Origin of the sequence: Actinoplanes sp. NPDC049118 (assembly GCF_040648555.1) — a bacterium.
Lineage (GTDB): Bacteria > Actinomycetota > Actinomycetes > Mycobacteriales > Micromonosporaceae > Actinoplanes.
The window spans coordinates 19,480-33,138 of sequence record NZ_JBEZDY010000043.1; the positions used below are offsets into that span (position 1 = coordinate 19,480).

Here is a 13,659-nt window from a genome sequence, read left to right on the forward strand (position 1 = left end):
GTCTTTTCGTGTCTCCACCCAGAAACCTTTCATCCAAATTGATCTATATGCTCGGAGAGTCGAATACCACTCGGGGAAAGGGAAAACCGAATGAGATCTATTGTCAGATCGGTGACCGTGGCGGGAGCCGGCCTCGCGCTGATGCTGGCCGGCGGTGTCGCGGCGCAGGCTCAGCCGTCCCCGGCGGCGTCCGGCAACGTCAGCACGGTCGCCCGCACGGCCGACGGCAAGGCGGTGACCAGCCCGGCGGCGATCGCCGAGGTGGAGGCCTTCTGGACGCCCGAACGCATGGCGGCCGCGGTGGACCTGGACCTGAAGGTCCCCGACGCCGACCGGCCGGCCGCGCCCGCACCGCAGGGCAAGCCCGGCAGCATCGCCCCCGCGCTGCCCGCGCGCGGCATGGCCGCGCTGAACCAGTCCATGACCGTCGGCAAGGTGTACGTCTCGGTCCCCGGCGGCACGGGTCAGTGCTCGGCAAGCGCCCTGAACAGCGGAAAGCGCCGCCTGGTCATCACCGCGGGCCACTGCGTGCACGCCGGCGCGGGCGGCGGCTGGTACTCGAACTTCATCTTCGTACCGGGCTTCCGGCAGGGCGTCTCGCCGGTGGGCAGCTTCGTCGCCGGTAACCTCACCGCCCGTACCGCGTGGATCAACAGCAGCAGCAGCGATGAGGACATGGCCATCGCGATCATGAACAACGGCGGCATCTACGGCGCCAAGGTGGTCGACACCGTCGGCGGCATGGGCCTGCGGTGGAACTGGGGCTACTCCGTCGCCGTGACCATCCTCGGCTACCCGGCCGCGGGTGGCTTCCCCGGCGACCTCCAGTACTTCTGCCAGGGCACCACCTGGAACGGCCACGGCCAGCAGGTGCGGGCCTGGTGCAACATGACGCAGGGGTCCAGCGGCGGACCTTGGCTGCAGGAATACAACGATCAGAACGGCCTCGGATACACCAACAGCGTGGTCAGTCATCGCCATGGTGACGCGAGCCAGATGGACGGCCCGTACTTCGACAACGACGTCAAGAGCCTCTTCGATTTCGCGGAGGGCCTCTCCCCGGCATGATCCGAGAATAGTGAATGGCGGAGGCCCCGGTATTCGCGCCGGGGCCTCCCCCGATCCGCGATAAGAAGAGATCAAGGGAACGATGGGCGGATGAATATCGTCTCAGCCGGCATGACGATCAAATGGTGGCACTTCCTGACGGTGGTGACGGTAATGTCGATCACGGGATGCGGCCAGGGCGGCGCCGCGGCGCCGCCTCCCGCGGCGGCGGACATCTGGGGACGGACGTTCGTCTCCGCGCCGACCGCGCCGGACGAGGAATCGAGGGAACTCGTCGAGGGCACCCGCCTGCGGCTGGGATTCGAATCGGGCACCGTCACGGCCGAGGCCGGATGCAATCACCTCACCGGCCGCGCCGCCGTCGACGGTGACCGGCTGGTGGTGTCCGACGTCGGCGGCACGATGATGGCCTGCTCGACGGAGCTGATGGATCAGGACACCTGGCTGACGGACTTCCTGCAGCAGGAGCCCCGCTGGCGACTCGACGGCGACACCCTGGTGCTGAGCGCCGGAACGACCCGGCTGCGACTTGTCGACATCCGGTCCGCCGAGCCCGACCGGCCACTGACCGGCACCCGCTGGTCGGTCGAGTCCCTCCTCGACGGCGAGGCCGCCGCGTCGGTCCCGGCCGGCGCCGACGCCCACCTGAGCTTCCAGGGCGGGCGCGTGACGGGCTCGACGGGCTGCGCCGACCTCGACGGCGCGGCCTCCATAGGCGACGGCTCGATCACCTTCTCCCGCCCGACCACCCGGAAACGGACCTGCACGCCGGACCTCGAGTCGCTGAACCGCGCGGTCCTCGACGTGCTCAAGGGCAAGGTGGCCTACAGCATCACCGGCGCCCGGCTGACCCTGACCCGCGCCGACGGCGGCGGCCTGGACCTGCGCGCCACCTCCTGACCCGCAGACGGTCGCGGGGAGTCCCGGCGAACAGTCAGGACTCCCCGCACGCGCGCGGCGCGTCGTTCAGCGCACGGATGCCGGCTCGTCGGCCACGCCCAGCATCTGCCGGAACTCGGCGAACTCGGCGAACGGGAAGTCGTGGCCGTCATTGCGGTTGGAGTAACACCCGTAGTCCCCGCCGAAGGTCCAGCCCTTCTCGGCGTCCCAGCGCCAGGCGTAGTCGTCCTCGGACACCGCCACCAGCAGACCCGCCGCCATCCGCGCCGCGTCGTCGCCGTGGAACAGGCCGGGCCGCTCCAACGCGCCGGCGACGCTCCGCCGCCGCGCCACCAGCAGATCCTGCTCGTCCGCGCCGTGGCCGACCCAGCGCGCCAGCAGCAGCATCGCCTGCTCCGGGGAGACCTGCTGCCGGTCCGGCTCGGCGCGCATCCGCCGCACCACCGCCTCCAGCTCCTCCCAGCGCAGGCAGAACGGATGCCACCGCGCCTGGTCCCAATGGCCGAGCTCGAGCTGGCTGTCGACGGGGACGTCCTCGTCGTCGTCCTCGTAGTCCTCGTAGTCCTCGTCCGGGTCGAGGTCGCACAGGTACAGCGTGTGCAGATTGACCTCGAAGCACAGGCTCAGGCGCAGGAACCAGTCCGGGCGAACCGGAAGATCCAGGTTCGGTTCGCCGATCTCCTCGGCGAGCCGCTCGCCCGTCGCGTCGACGTCGAACCCGTCGGTGCCGTCGAGTGCGTAACACCGCCAGAACTCCGGCGTACGCAGTGCGGTGTGCAGCGGTGTGTCGCTGGTGCGCCCCACGCGGAGACCTCCATTTCGGCGATGCCAGGCGTGGGCGACGCTAATTCGGCATCGCAACATCGCCACCGCCTCGGGATCGCCGCCGCGTGCACGCGTCCGACAGCATGGTCACATGCAGCTGCTCGCCTCGTCGGCCGACCCGGCCCCCCGGCCCGCCCTCGATGTCCTACTTGGACTGGTCGGCGTCGCCGTCCTCGTCCTGATCCTCCGCAGCGGGGTGCGGCGAGCCGGTCGCGACCGGCGGATGAGACTGCGCGCGCGGCCCGCCGTCGCGACAAGCACCGACTGGGACTGGGACCGCGGCGAGGACGGCGACGACCTGCACCGGCCGATCGTGCGGTTCACCACGGCCGACGGCCTCGACGTCGAGGGCGTCACCCTCGGGTGGGAGGCCCGCCGCCGGCCCGGCGAGGTCGGCGAGTCCTTCGACGTCTTCTACGACCCGCACGACCCCCGGACCGTCGTCGGCGACGCCGCGCCGCGCCACTACCCGGTCGTTCGGGTCGCCCTCGCCTTCGGCGGCATCGCGCTGTGTGCCTGGTACGTCGCGGCCGCCGGCATCGGCCTCCCGTCGCCCGCGACGCTCATCGACGGCGTCGACCGCGACCGCTGGGCGTTGCTGGGGCTCGTCGGGGTGGGGCTGAGCCTGCTCGGAATCTGCGCACACCTCGTCTCGGAGGTGCGGGCGCGGCACCGCTGGGGCCAGGGCCGGTTCGGGACCGTCCTGACCGGCATCGGCGCCGCGCTCGCACTCCCCCTCGCGTTGTACCTGCTTGCGCTCGCCTACCTCATCTGGCGGCAGGCGGGATAGCAGGCACCCTTCTCGGGATGGTAGTCGCGCGACTATAGTCGTCTGCATGGACGGCGAGTCTCCGCGCCTTGTCGGCGCTCACGAGATCCGGGACCTGCTCGGCGTGAGCCGGCAACGGGTCTACCAGATGGCCGGGCGATCCGACTTCCCCAGACCGGTCGCCACCCTGGCGCAGGGCAAGATCTGGGCGTTCGACGAGGTCGAGGCGTGGATCGGCACCCACCGTTACCCGGGCGGGGCGGGCCCGACCGGTGCCGGACACGTGACCTGAGCGTTCAGCGCGCGGGCGCACAGACATGAGCTCGCCGACTCAGGTGATCGAGCGTGCGGGTGAGAACGCTCGAGGCCATGCCGACAAACCTGCGTATCGCCGTGGGCACGCTCATCGCCGCCGTGCTCTGCACCCTGGTAACGGTGGCGTTGTGGATCCTGCCGTTCGTGCTGTCGAACGGCCGCGATCCCAACGAAACCGGATGGGTCGTCCTGGTCCTGTTCTCCATCCTTCCGGCCGATCCGCGCAGTGTGGCCAGGCGTCCAGGGTGGTAGGTGAGGTGATACCCGTGGCGAACGAAACCAGCGAGATCGTGCTGAGCAAGCAGGATCTCCGTGCGGTCACCGGTTACGCCGCCGAGATCGCGCAGGAGGTCCTGGAGATCTTCGAGGACGTACACCCGGCCGACCCGCGGCCCCGCGACGCGGTCGACGCCGCATTGGCGTTCGCCCGGGGCGGCGAACGCGGGAGGGCACTGCGCGACGCCGGATGGGCGGCGCACAAGGCGGCCCGGGAGGCGGACACCGAGGCCGCGGGCAATGCGGCGCGGGCGGCGATGTCCGCGGCCGCGGCCGCGTACCTGCATCCGCTGGCCGACGCCAACCAGGTGAAGCACATTCTGGGTGCGGCGGCCCACGCGGCGAGGGCGGCCGAACTGGTGGCGGGCGATGTTCGAGACGTCGGCGCCGATCAGCTCGAGCGGGCGCGGAGGCGCGCGACACCGGCCGTCGTCGACGTGCTCAGCCGCTATCCGGCGGCGCCGCGCGGTGGCGGGCGCGTCGGGGAGCTGCTCCGGGAGCTGGATGGGGCCCTCCGCGGCCGATCCTGAAGCCCGCGTGGCCCGCGCCGCGCCGGGCGACGCGGGCCGGGTGGGCCCGACTCAGAACAGGCGGCCGAGACGGAGGAACACCGTCTCCCCGGTGGCGTCGTCGACGGCGTCGTTGTCGGTCACCGCGTACGCCTGGCCGTCGGCCGCGACGGCGAGGCCCTCGACCTTGTCCTGCACCCAGCCGCGGTCGGCCCTCAGGGCCGGGAGGAGGTCTCTGACCAGCCGCTTGCCGACCACGGGGACGCCGGTCCAGGTCTTCGGGACGTCGAAGCGGTAGATCTTCTTGATCGCCGCGGCGGGTCCGCGCTGGTTGTCGCGCTCGACGACGGCGAACGTGTCCCGGTCGACCGCGACCAGTTCGGACAACCCGGTCCAGCCGGTCTTCGCGGTGTCCAGCGGGTAGGCCAGCCAGCTCCAGGTTCCGTCGCGGTAGCGCCCGATGCGCGCGGTGTCCTCGCCCCTGAGCGGGCGCTGGACGGCGACCCACACGTCGGAGCCGGCGACCGCGACGCCTTCGAGCCCGTTGGAGGTCACCGCGGACGCCACGTCGGCCGGCAACGGGATCTCCTGCTGGACGGCGCCGCGCGCGTCTGTGCGTACCAGAAGGTTGGGTTTGGTGGCGGAACCCTCGACGGCCAGCCAGTAGCCGCCGGACGGGAGCGCGGCGACGCCCTCGGCGTCGTAGCCGACCGGCGTGCCGTTCCTGGTCACGGTGAGCTCGGCGGTGATGGCCGCGGGCCGCGCGGCGGTGTCGATGGTGAGCAGCCGGGTCGGGCTGTATGCGCTGTCGGTGACCGCGACCAGCCGGCCGGTGTGGCCCGGCACCGCGGACAGCCCGGAGAGCGTGCCCCAGGCGATGTCGCCGCGGGAGACCAGCGACGGGAAGGCGCCGGCGGAATCGCCGAGGCCGTAGATCTGCACGGTGCCCCGGATGCCCTCGTCCGGGATCTCCTCCTCGCTGGAGACCACGATCAGGTTCCGCGACGGTACGGCGACGACACCCTCCGGCCCGTTCGTCGTGGGCAGCAGCTGGCGGAATCTCGGCGCCCACGGCCGGGACACGTCGTAGACGGCGGTGAAGTTGCCGCGCTCGGCGTTCACGAACACGTGCGGGACGCCGTGGAAACGGCCGAACGCCACGTTCTCCGGCTCGATACCCTTGGCGTCGGAGCGCTTGTCCGGGTAGAGCCCGTGCGCGATGGCGAGGTGCTCCAGCGAGTTGCCGGCGTCCCAGACGACCCTGCCGCCGCGATCGAAGATCGTCCAGCCGCGGGAGCCGCCCTGGTAATCGCCCTCGTTGGCGGTGGCGAACAGGTCGTCGGTGAGCCAGGTGACGCCGTCGGGCTCACGCTTGGCGGTGATCGTGCCGGTCGGCGAGATCCGGTCGTCGTCCTGGGTGTCCACGCCCGGCACGGTGACCGTACCGGCGCTGAAGTGCCTGATCACCGTGCGCTTCGCGAGCGAGACGATCGCGAGGTGGTTGTTCTCCTGCAGGCTGACGATCGCCTCGTCGCGGGAGTTGACGCTGACGTACTCGGGCTCCGGGTCGCCGGGTGCGACCTCGGCAAGACCCGTCAGGTCGACGTGGCCGACCGTCCAGGTGCGGGTGTCGACCACGGCGAGATCACCGGCCGGGGCCTGCGGGATCGCGCCGTCGTCGACGTCCTCGTCGCGCTCGTTCTCGATCGCCACGGCGATGTAGCGCCCGCTCGGCGCGACGGCCACGGAGTCGGGCTGGCCGCCGAGGTCGAGGCTCCCGCGGATCGCGCGGGTGCGGGCGTCGATCACGACGAGCTTGCCGGACGGGTCGGTGAAGCCGGCGCTGGTGTTCACCGCGGCGAGCAGCAGGCCGCCGAGGTGCGCGACCGAGGTGGGCTCGCCGCCCATCGCCAGGGTGCCGGCCGGCCGCGGCCGGGCCGGGTCGCCGATGTCGACGAAGCCCAGGCGGCCGCCCGGGCTGTCGGTGTAGACCACGGTGCGCCCGTCCTCGGTGACGGTCGAGATCTCCGCGGCGGCGGTGTCGTCGACGCCCGAGTTCAGGTATGCCGGAACGGTCGCGAGGCGCCGCCAGGACTGCGGCGCGGATTGCCCGTGGGGGTGCGCGGCCGCCGTCGTGGGTGGGGTCGCGAGCGCGGCCAGGGCCGCGATGCCGACCAGGGAAACGGCCTTTCTGGTACGGCCGAAGGGTGTCGTGGAACGCATGGTGACTGCCTACGGGCCGGGTACGACGCTGAGGTGGCCGGCTCGAGAACGTCTGATGTCACCGGCTTGCCGATCTTGGTCCCGCGGGCGGTTCGACCGCGATCGCCCTGATTGGAGCTTGCGCCAGGGCGACCGCTCCGACTGGAGGCCGGCGCCGCGGAAGCGGCCCGATGTGAAGGTTCGGTGTGCGGGGTCGCGCGACGGGGGCTGCCGGCCCTAGTTTTCGATCATGAACACGGTTACCCGGATCCGCGCCTGGCTGTCCGTCGTCGTCGTCGGCCTGGTGATCAGCGGCGTGACGGCCTTCCCGCTGGTCACCGAGCTTCGACTGCTGACGGATCTGCTGCATGCGGCGCCCGCCCCGGACGCACTGGTCGCGTGGATCGACCGGGTGCACGAGGGCGTCGCCGCGACGGACCGTGACTACCCTTTCATCGCGTACGGCACCGACTGGCTGGCCTTCGCCCACCTGATGATCGCGATCGCCTTCTGGGGCCCGTGGCGCGATCCGGTCCGCAATGCCTGGGTGATCGAGTGGGGCATGATCTGCTGCGTCGCGGTCATCCCGCTGACTCTGATCGCCGGGCCGATCCGCCACCTGCCGTGGGGGTGGCAAGTGATCGACATGTCGTTCGGCGTTTTCGGCATCATCCCGCTACTCATCGCCCGGCGGCTGATCAGGCAGCTCGCCGCGGCCCAGGCCGGTCCGGTCGAGAGGGTGGGCGACGGGGAGCCCACCCCGTAACGGCGGCGGCCGGCCGCCCCTCCAGGCCCAGTGGCACCATCATGGCACCCAACTGAGCCAACATGGCTTGCGTGTGTGCCATCGGTGTGCCATCATGGCACCATGGACTTGACCTCGTACGTGAACAACCTTGGACGTGAGTTCGCCACGCTTGCCGAAGCCGGCGGTGACGACGCGCGTGCGCTGGTCGAGCGCCTCACCGGGCCGCTCGAGTCGGCGATCCGGATGACGCTGCTGGACGCGCTCTCGGCCGCCGCCGACGAGATCACCCGGGACCTGGCGCCGGGCTCGGTGGAGGTGCGCCTGCGCGGACGCGACCCGGACTTCGTCGTGACCTCGCCACCCGCCGACCCATCCGGGTCCGCGGTCGTGGACGCCGCGGCGACGGTCGACGGCGCGCCGGACACCGACCTGCTGATCGCCGAGGAGGGCCCCGCCGCGCGGATCAACGTACGCCTGCCCGAGCAGCTCAAGGCCGCCATCGAGGAGGCCGCGGCCAAGGAGGGGCGTTCGGTCAACGCCTGGCTGAGCCGGGCGGCGGCCGCCGCCCTGCAGCGCTCCGACCGCGATCAGCGTCCCGAGCCACGCGGCCGCGCCAAACGGGCCAGGCAGGGCTTCACCGGCTGGGTGCGCTAGCCGCACCGCACGTCCACACACCACATCCCCGACCTGCGGGGACGGCTCACCCACCCATGACGAGGGGACAACCATGCCTAATTTCGATACGCCCGAACCGATCTCCGTCACGCTCGAACTCGGCGTCGGCGACCTGCGGATCGCCGCGAGCGACCGCACCGACACCGTCGTCGAGGTCCGCCCGAGCGACGAGGCCGACGAGTCCGACGTAGCCGCCGCCCAGCAGGTCCGGGTCGACTACGCCAACGGCGTGCTCCGGGTGACCGGCCCGAAGGCGCGCGTCTTCGACTTCTCCCGCAAGACCAGGTCGGTCGACGTGTCCATCGAACTGCCCAGCGGCTCCCCGGTGTCCGCCGAGATGCAGCTGGGCGACTTCCGCTGCACCGGCCGGCTCGGCGGGTGCCGGCTCAAGACCTCCGCCGGGAACGCCCAGCTCGAGCGGACCGGCCCGCTGCGCCTGAGCTCGGGCGCCGGCCACCTCACCGTTGACGGCGTCGCGGGCGACGCCGAGATCTCCACCGGCAACGGGAAGGTCCGGGTCGGCGAGATCGACGGCACCGCGGTCATCAAGAGCTCCAACGGCGACCTCGTGATCGACAGGGTCGCCGGCGACGCCCGGCTGCGTACGGCCAACGGCGAGATCTCCATCGACCGGGCCGGCGCGGGGGTCGACGCGAAGACGTCCAACGGCCGCATCCGCCTCGGCGAGGTGGTCCGCGGCTCGGTCGCCCTCGGGACCGCCGCGGGCGATCTCGAGATCGGCATCGCCGAGGGCACCGCCGCCTGGCTGGAGCTGAACACCGGATTCGGGCACCTGCGCAACCTGCTGGAGCACGCCACCAGCCCCGACGACGCCAACGAGACCGTCGAGGTGCGCGGCCGCACCTCCTACGGCGACATCACCATCCGCCGCGCCTGACCCACTTCTGCCCCCGGAGAAGGAAACCATGACCATCAAGCAATCCTGGCCGGCGATCGCCGCGACCGGGCTACGGAAGTCCTTCGGCGACCAGGTCGTGCTCGACGGACTCGACCTCAGCGTGCAGCGGGGAACGGTCTTCTCGCTGCTCGGCGCGAACGGCGCCGGCAAGACCACAGCGGTGAAAATTCTGTCCACATTGCTCAGTGCCGACGCCGGTGACGTCCGGGTCGCCGGGCACGACCTCGCCCGCGAACCGGACGCCGTGCGCGCCGCGATCGGTGTCACCGGCCAGTTCTCCGCGGTGGACAACCTGCTAACCGGCGCGGAGAACCTGCTGCTGATGGCGGACCTGCACCAGCTACCGCGGCGCGAGGGCCGGCGGCGCACCGCCGAGCTGCTCGAACAGTTCGACCTGACCGAGGCGGGCCGGAAGCCGGCATCGACCTACTCCGGCGGCATGCGCCGGCGGCTCGACCTGGCGATGACCCTGGTCGGCAGCCCGCAAGTGATCTTCCTCGACGAGCCGACCACCGGACTGGACCCGCGCAGCCGCCGCAACATGTGGCAGATCGTCCGGGACCTGGTGGCCGGCGGCGTCACCATCTTCCTGACCACGCAGTACCTGGAGGAGGCCGACGAACTGGCCGACCGCATCGCGGTCCTCGACCACGGCCGGATCGTCGCCGAGGGAACCGCGGAGGAACTCAAGCGCCGCATCCCCGGTGGACACGTTCGCCTGCGGTTCGCCGACCGGGACGGCCTCGACGCGGCCACGGGCGTACTGGGTCAGGCCTCGCGCGACAACGACGCGCTCGCCCTGCGGGTGCCGAGCGACGGCAGCCTGAGCTCGCTGAAGACCCTGATCGGCCGGCTCGACGACCACGCCATCGAGGTCGACGAGCTGTCCGTGCACACCCCCGATCTCGACGACGTCTTCCTCGCCCTCACCGGCAACCCCACCGACGAGAAGGTGACCCCCCGATGACCACCACCCCCGCCGCCCTGCGTTTCCATCCCGTACGCGACTCGGCGACGATGCTGCGCCGCAACCTCAAGCGCATGCTGCGGTACCCGTCGATGACCCTGACGCTCGTCGGTATGCCCGTCGTCTTCCTGCTGCTGTTCGTCTACGTGTTCGGCGGCACGCTGGGCGCCGGGCTCGCCGGCGCGGCACACGTCGACGCGGCCGACGGGCGCGCGGCGTACGCGAACTACGTCGTGCCCACGATCCTCCTGATGACCGTGATGTCCACGGTCCAGGGGACGTCGATCTCGATCGCCATGGACATGACCGAGGGCATCATCGCGCGCTTCCGCACCATGCACATCGCCCGCGTCTCGGTGCTGACCGGGCACGTCCTGGGCAGCATGATCCAGGCGGCGTTCAGCCTGGTGATCGTGATCGGCGTGGCGCTGCTGGTCGGCTTCCGGCCGACCGCCGGGCTCGGCGGGTGGCTGGCCACGGCCGGCTTCCTGGTGGCGGTGACGTTCGCGCTCGTGTGGCTGGCCGTCGCACTCGGCCAGGTGAGCAAGAGCGTCGAGACCGCGAGCAACGTGCTCATGCCGCTGGTACTGCTGCCCTTCATCGGCAGCGGTTTCGTACCCACCGACTCCATGCCGGCCGGTCTGCGCTGGTTCGCCGAGTACCAGCCGTTCACGCCCATCATCGACACCCTGCGCGGCCTGATGATGGACACGCCGATCGGGAACAGCGGGTGGATCGCGCTCGCCTGGAGCGGCGCCATCGCGCTGGGCGGGTACCTCTGGTCGAAACGACTGTTCAACCGCGAGTCCTGAGTCGGCACCGGCGCTCTCACCCGTACCGGATAAGCAACCGTTCCCGGTGCCGCCGCTCACCGCGCTCCTCGGGCACGCCGCGCGGTGGCCCGGGCACGGCGGACGTCGGCCGGGCCGAGGTCGAGCTGATCAGGCGATCGTCAGCTCGACCTTGGTCACCTCGAGCCGTGGCCGACCCCAAAGGGCGAGTAGAGCGTCGACGACATCGACGGACGCGGCCCAGTCCGCGCGACCGTTCATCCCGGCGGACAGCAGGGTCGGCGGAACCCGACCGGAGCCGAGCAACTGCTGCCAGCGCGGAACATCGCACTCCAGATACTCCAGCGCGGGCAACGAGGTGACCACGTCCAGGTTCGCGACCGCCGCGGACCGGTTCACCACCAGGGTGCGGATCCCGCGATGGCCGGCGAGAGCGGCCAGGTCCACCGGCTCCGGCGCGGCACCGACGAACAGCACCTCGGCCTCGGGACCGACGTCGGCCACGGTCCTGCCGCGCGGCCCGACCCGGCACACCAGACCGCCTTCCGGTCCGAGGCTCGCGGGCCCGCCCGGGCGGTGGGTGAGCAGTTCGGTCAACGACGGCGCGAGCCACCGGGCGCCGGCGGGTATTTCGTGGTCCACGTAGAGGACCTGTCCGACGTGCCCGCGAGGGCCGGGCCGGAGATCGACGACGAGCAGGTTCCCGCCGAAATCATCGCCGACGACGAACCACGCCGGCGACGCGGCCAGCGCCTGCACCCGCAGTTGCGGATCGGCGGCGACCACCTCGATCGCGCCGTCCGGCCAGGACCCGTACCGGGCGCGCGGCTCGAGATACTCCCGGGCCGCCGCATCGTCCAGCGCGACGATGCTCATGCCGTAGAACAGGTCCGATCCGGTCGCCGGCAGCACCAGGTCCCCGGCACCGGCGGTCAGATAAAGCGCCCGTACGTCCTCGGGCAGCGCGATGCCCAGCGCGGTCTCGGCCGCCGCCAGCGCCGATCCGGTCGCCGGCTCCGCGTCGGGCAGGATCCCGCGCACCAGCGCCCGCACCGCGTCCGGGTCGGCGTCCGGCGAGGGCCCCACCCCGTCGCACCGCTCCGGCAGCCGCCGGTACGGCTCCGGGTCCGAATCCGCGACGAGCAGTACCGATTCGAGGATCCCGCCGCCCATCCCGAACGACACCTGCGGTGCGCCCGCGACGATGTCGACCCGAGCAGCGCCCCCATGGGTCACCAACACGCGGACCGCGATACCCCGGCCGTCGACCAGGGCGCTGAGTGCTTTCAGCTCGCCGATGCCCGAGCGTCCGCCTTCACGCGAGTCGCCGTCGTCGAAGGTCGAGCCGCCGTACGAACCGGGATGTACGGTGCCGCGGAACTCTGTCTCTCTGGTACCCGCCGGCGCGTCGTCGCGCAGGGCGGACAGGAACGGTCGCCAGATGTCCGGCTGCTGCAAGGCGGCATCGATCACCGGCAGATCGTAGCGGCCCTCCGCCTCTGCACCATGCCGACCGCCACCGGAGCCCTCGGCCCGTCCTTCTGCTGCCCCGGCTTTTGACAGAGCCGCGCCAGGAGCCCGCAGACGCGAACCGGGCGCCCCGGGGAGGCCGAATCGGCATGTCACCGATACTTCCCCCGGGGCGCCCGGTCGTTGCCGGGAGGCAGGTCAGCGCGCGAGCGCGAGACCCTGCTTGTCCGAGAACTTGCCGATCGCGATCATGATGAAGTCGATCAGCGTCCAGATGCCGAGCCCGCCGAACGTGATCAGCATGAGGATGCCCGTGCCGACCTTGCCGACGTAGAAGCGGTGGATGCCGAGCGCGCCCACGAAGAAGCAGAGCAGGAGCGCGGCGATCCAGGACTTCGAGCCCGTGGCGGTGGCAGCTTGGGTGGCGGTCATGAAGCTATCTCCCCTGTTTTTGAATGCGTGAAAATCGATGCACGATAGCGGGACACCGCATCGGTCGGCAAGATCCCAAATCTGGTGACCCCGCTCAGGCCGAAGGTGACGAGTTGGCCGGGGCGGCCGATCGCGGCATTGCCGAGACTCTCCGGCATATCCCGGTGACAACCGGTCGATCTTGCACGGATCTGGCACGCGGTGCCTCCGCCGCTTGCAGTGCACTGCCGCGTAGGGATACGGACCCGGTTGGGTCGGCAACAGCGACTGGCCTCCCTGGTCGGCGGGCAGCCCACGGAGCTTGCCGCACCGATCGCTGAGCGACCGTCGGACAAGGCATACCTACTCCACATCTGTCAGAGAAGAGCTCGTGCGGATCTGGGCCATGCCGAATAGAAATTGCAGCCACCCTGTCGCACGACAACTGGTTGCATGCGGAGCGAACGTGAAGGCCGGATTGGCGAGCTAAACGGTGGTCGACCCGGTCCTCAACGATGGAGGATTTCCACCTCTACGCCTCCCGTGATGCCATCTGCTGGAATTTGCACATGTGCACGAAATGATTCATCGGATTTCGAACGCACCCAGGTGCTCCGTCCGAGATATCCGGTGCTGGCGCGCTTGCGCTTGGATGACCCGGCGGAGCGACTTCCGTTGGCCGGCCGGTACCCGTAGTTTGGCAGCCAAGAATCGACGATCATGTCGTCCATCCTGGGAGGCTTGATGGAATTGTCTTCGCACAGCTCTACGACTGCGGCTTTCGCGAAGTAATCCAGTTCGGAGGCCACGGAAT

At 70.7% G+C, this 13,659-nt stretch carries 16 protein-coding genes; 11 read left to right on the plus strand and 5 right to left on the minus strand.

What is annotated here, in order from left to right; translation table 11 throughout:
* The first annotated feature begins 90 nt into the window (after positions 1-90).
* Positions 91-1,068: a hypothetical protein gene (locus AB0B58_RS40010; RefSeq protein WP_360235789.1), complete on the plus strand. Its 978-nt coding sequence runs from the start codon at positions 91-93 to the stop codon at positions 1,066-1,068.
* Positions 1,069-1,158: 90 nt separating this feature from the next.
* A complete protein-coding gene (locus tag AB0B58_RS40015; protein WP_360235792.1) occupies positions 1,159-1,968 on the plus strand; it encodes an META domain-containing protein in 810 nt (269 codons plus the stop codon).
* A 66-nt stretch (positions 1,969-2,034) separates the two neighbouring features.
* Here AB0B58_RS40015 and AB0B58_RS40020 read toward each other — a convergent pair whose 3' ends face one another.
* Positions 2,035-2,772 carry a hypothetical protein gene (locus tag AB0B58_RS40020; protein WP_360235795.1) on the minus strand — a complete coding sequence of 246 codons (738 nt, stop codon included), beginning with the start codon at positions 2,770-2,772 and terminating at the stop codon, positions 2,035-2,037.
* 112 nt (positions 2,773-2,884) lie between these two features.
* On the opposite strand from AB0B58_RS40020, the gene AB0B58_RS40025 reads away from it, so the two are divergent.
* Genes AB0B58_RS40025 through AB0B58_RS40040 form a run of 4 tightly spaced genes read left to right on the plus strand, consistent with a single transcriptional unit; the run spans position 2,885 to position 4,683 of the window.
* The gene (locus AB0B58_RS40025) at positions 2,885-3,583 is read left to right on the plus strand and encodes a DUF3592 domain-containing protein (protein ID WP_360235798.1); all 699 of its coding nucleotides are present in this window, start codon (positions 2,885-2,887) and stop codon (positions 3,581-3,583) included.
* 46 nt (positions 3,584-3,629) lie between these two features.
* A complete protein-coding gene (locus AB0B58_RS40030; RefSeq protein WP_360235801.1) occupies positions 3,630-3,854 on the plus strand; it encodes an AlpA family phage regulatory protein in 225 nt (74 codons plus the stop codon).
* Positions 3,855-3,913: 59 nt separating this feature from the next.
* Complete coding sequence (locus AB0B58_RS40035; protein ID WP_360235804.1) at positions 3,914-4,129, plus strand: hypothetical protein; 216 nt, start codon at positions 3,914-3,916, stop codon at positions 4,127-4,129.
* A gap of 14 nt (positions 4,130-4,143) precedes the next feature.
* Positions 4,144-4,683, plus strand: a complete 540-nt coding sequence (locus AB0B58_RS40040) for a putative immunity protein (protein ID WP_360235807.1) — start codon at positions 4,144-4,146, stop codon at positions 4,681-4,683.
* 51 nt (positions 4,684-4,734) lie between these two features.
* Here the strand turns inward: AB0B58_RS40040 and AB0B58_RS40045 are convergent, their stop codons facing one another.
* Positions 4,735-6,885, minus strand: coding sequence for an esterase-like activity of phytase family protein (locus tag AB0B58_RS40045; protein ID WP_360235810.1), 2,151 nt, complete (start codon positions 6,883-6,885; stop codon positions 4,735-4,737).
* Between the two features lie 229 nt (positions 6,886-7,114).
* Here AB0B58_RS40045 and AB0B58_RS40050 point away from each other — a divergent pair, with 229 nt between their 5' ends.
* The 5 genes from AB0B58_RS40050 (at position 7,115) to AB0B58_RS40070 (ending at position 10,985) form a co-directional block, all read left to right on the plus strand.
* Entirely contained in the window at positions 7,115-7,630 is a 516-nt protein-coding gene (locus AB0B58_RS40050; protein ID WP_360235813.1) for a hypothetical protein, read from the plus strand.
* A 102-nt stretch (positions 7,631-7,732) separates the two neighbouring features.
* Positions 7,733-8,266, plus strand: a complete 534-nt coding sequence (locus AB0B58_RS40055) for a ribbon-helix-helix protein, CopG family (RefSeq protein WP_360235816.1) — start codon at positions 7,733-7,735, stop codon at positions 8,264-8,266.
* Between the two features lie 73 nt (positions 8,267-8,339).
* The gene (locus AB0B58_RS40060; RefSeq protein WP_360235819.1) at positions 8,340-9,185 is read left to right on the plus strand and encodes a DUF4097 family beta strand repeat-containing protein; all 846 of its coding nucleotides are present in this window, start codon (positions 8,340-8,342) and stop codon (positions 9,183-9,185) included.
* A gap of 28 nt (positions 9,186-9,213) precedes the next feature.
* Entirely contained in the window at positions 9,214-10,173 is a 960-nt protein-coding gene (locus tag AB0B58_RS40065) for an ATP-binding cassette domain-containing protein (protein ID WP_360235822.1), read from the plus strand.
* Positions 10,170-10,985: an ABC transporter permease gene (locus tag AB0B58_RS40070; protein WP_360235825.1), complete on the plus strand. Its 816-nt coding sequence runs from the start codon at positions 10,170-10,172 to the stop codon at positions 10,983-10,985. Before AB0B58_RS40065 ends, AB0B58_RS40070 begins: the two co-directional genes overlap by 4 nt.
* 129 nt (positions 10,986-11,114) lie before the next feature.
* On the opposite strand, the gene AB0B58_RS40075 is transcribed toward AB0B58_RS40070, so the two are convergent.
* From AB0B58_RS40075 to AB0B58_RS40085, 3 genes are all read right to left on the minus strand, one after another.
* A complete protein-coding gene (locus AB0B58_RS40075; protein WP_360235828.1) occupies positions 11,115-12,437 on the minus strand; it encodes an SMI1/KNR4 family protein in 1,323 nt (440 codons plus the stop codon).
* Positions 12,438-12,632: 195 nt separating this feature from the next.
* On the minus strand, positions 12,633-12,866 hold the full coding sequence (locus AB0B58_RS40080; RefSeq protein WP_360235831.1) for a TM2 domain-containing protein: 234 nt from the start codon (positions 12,864-12,866) through the stop codon (positions 12,633-12,635).
* 488 nt (positions 12,867-13,354) lie between these two features.
* The gene (locus tag AB0B58_RS40085) at positions 13,355-13,654 is read right to left on the minus strand and encodes a hypothetical protein (protein WP_360235834.1); all 300 of its coding nucleotides are present in this window, start codon (positions 13,652-13,654) and stop codon (positions 13,355-13,357) included.
* Between the last annotated feature and the right edge of the window lie 5 nt (positions 13,655-13,659).

Excerpts from the sequence above, each read along its gene's own strand:
- AB0B58_RS40055 (WP_360235816.1), top strand. The coding sequence starts at position 7,733 with ATGGACTTGACCTCGTACGTGAACAACCTTGGACGTGAGTTCGCCACG.
- AB0B58_RS40070 (WP_360235825.1), top strand. The coding sequence starts at position 10,170 with ATGACCACCACCCCCGCCGCCCTGCGTTTCCATCCCGTACGCGACTCG.
- AB0B58_RS40060 (WP_360235819.1), top strand. The coding sequence starts at position 8,340 with ATGCCTAATTTCGATACGCCCGAACCGATCTCCGTCACGCTCGAACTC.
- AB0B58_RS40050 (WP_360235813.1), top strand. The coding sequence starts at position 7,115 with ATGAACACGGTTACCCGGATCCGCGCCTGGCTGTCCGTCGTCGTCGTC.
- AB0B58_RS40025 (WP_360235798.1), top strand. The coding sequence starts at position 2,885 with ATGCAGCTGCTCGCCTCGTCGGCCGACCCGGCCCCCCGGCCCGCCCTC.
- AB0B58_RS40080 (WP_360235831.1), bottom strand. The coding sequence starts at position 12,866 with ATGACCGCCACCCAAGCTGCCACCGCCACGGGCTCGAAGTCCTGGATC.
- AB0B58_RS40015 (WP_360235792.1), top strand. The coding sequence starts at position 1,159 with ATGAATATCGTCTCAGCCGGCATGACGATCAAATGGTGGCACTTCCTG.
- AB0B58_RS40065 (WP_360235822.1), top strand. The coding sequence starts at position 9,214 with ATGACCATCAAGCAATCCTGGCCGGCGATCGCCGCGACCGGGCTACGG.
- AB0B58_RS40045 (WP_360235810.1), bottom strand. The coding sequence starts at position 6,885 with ATGCGTTCCACGACACCCTTCGGCCGTACCAGAAAGGCCGTTTCCCTG.
- AB0B58_RS40010 (WP_360235789.1), top strand. The coding sequence starts at position 91 with ATGAGATCTATTGTCAGATCGGTGACCGTGGCGGGAGCCGGCCTCGCG.
- AB0B58_RS40030 (WP_360235801.1), top strand. The coding sequence starts at position 3,630 with ATGGACGGCGAGTCTCCGCGCCTTGTCGGCGCTCACGAGATCCGGGAC.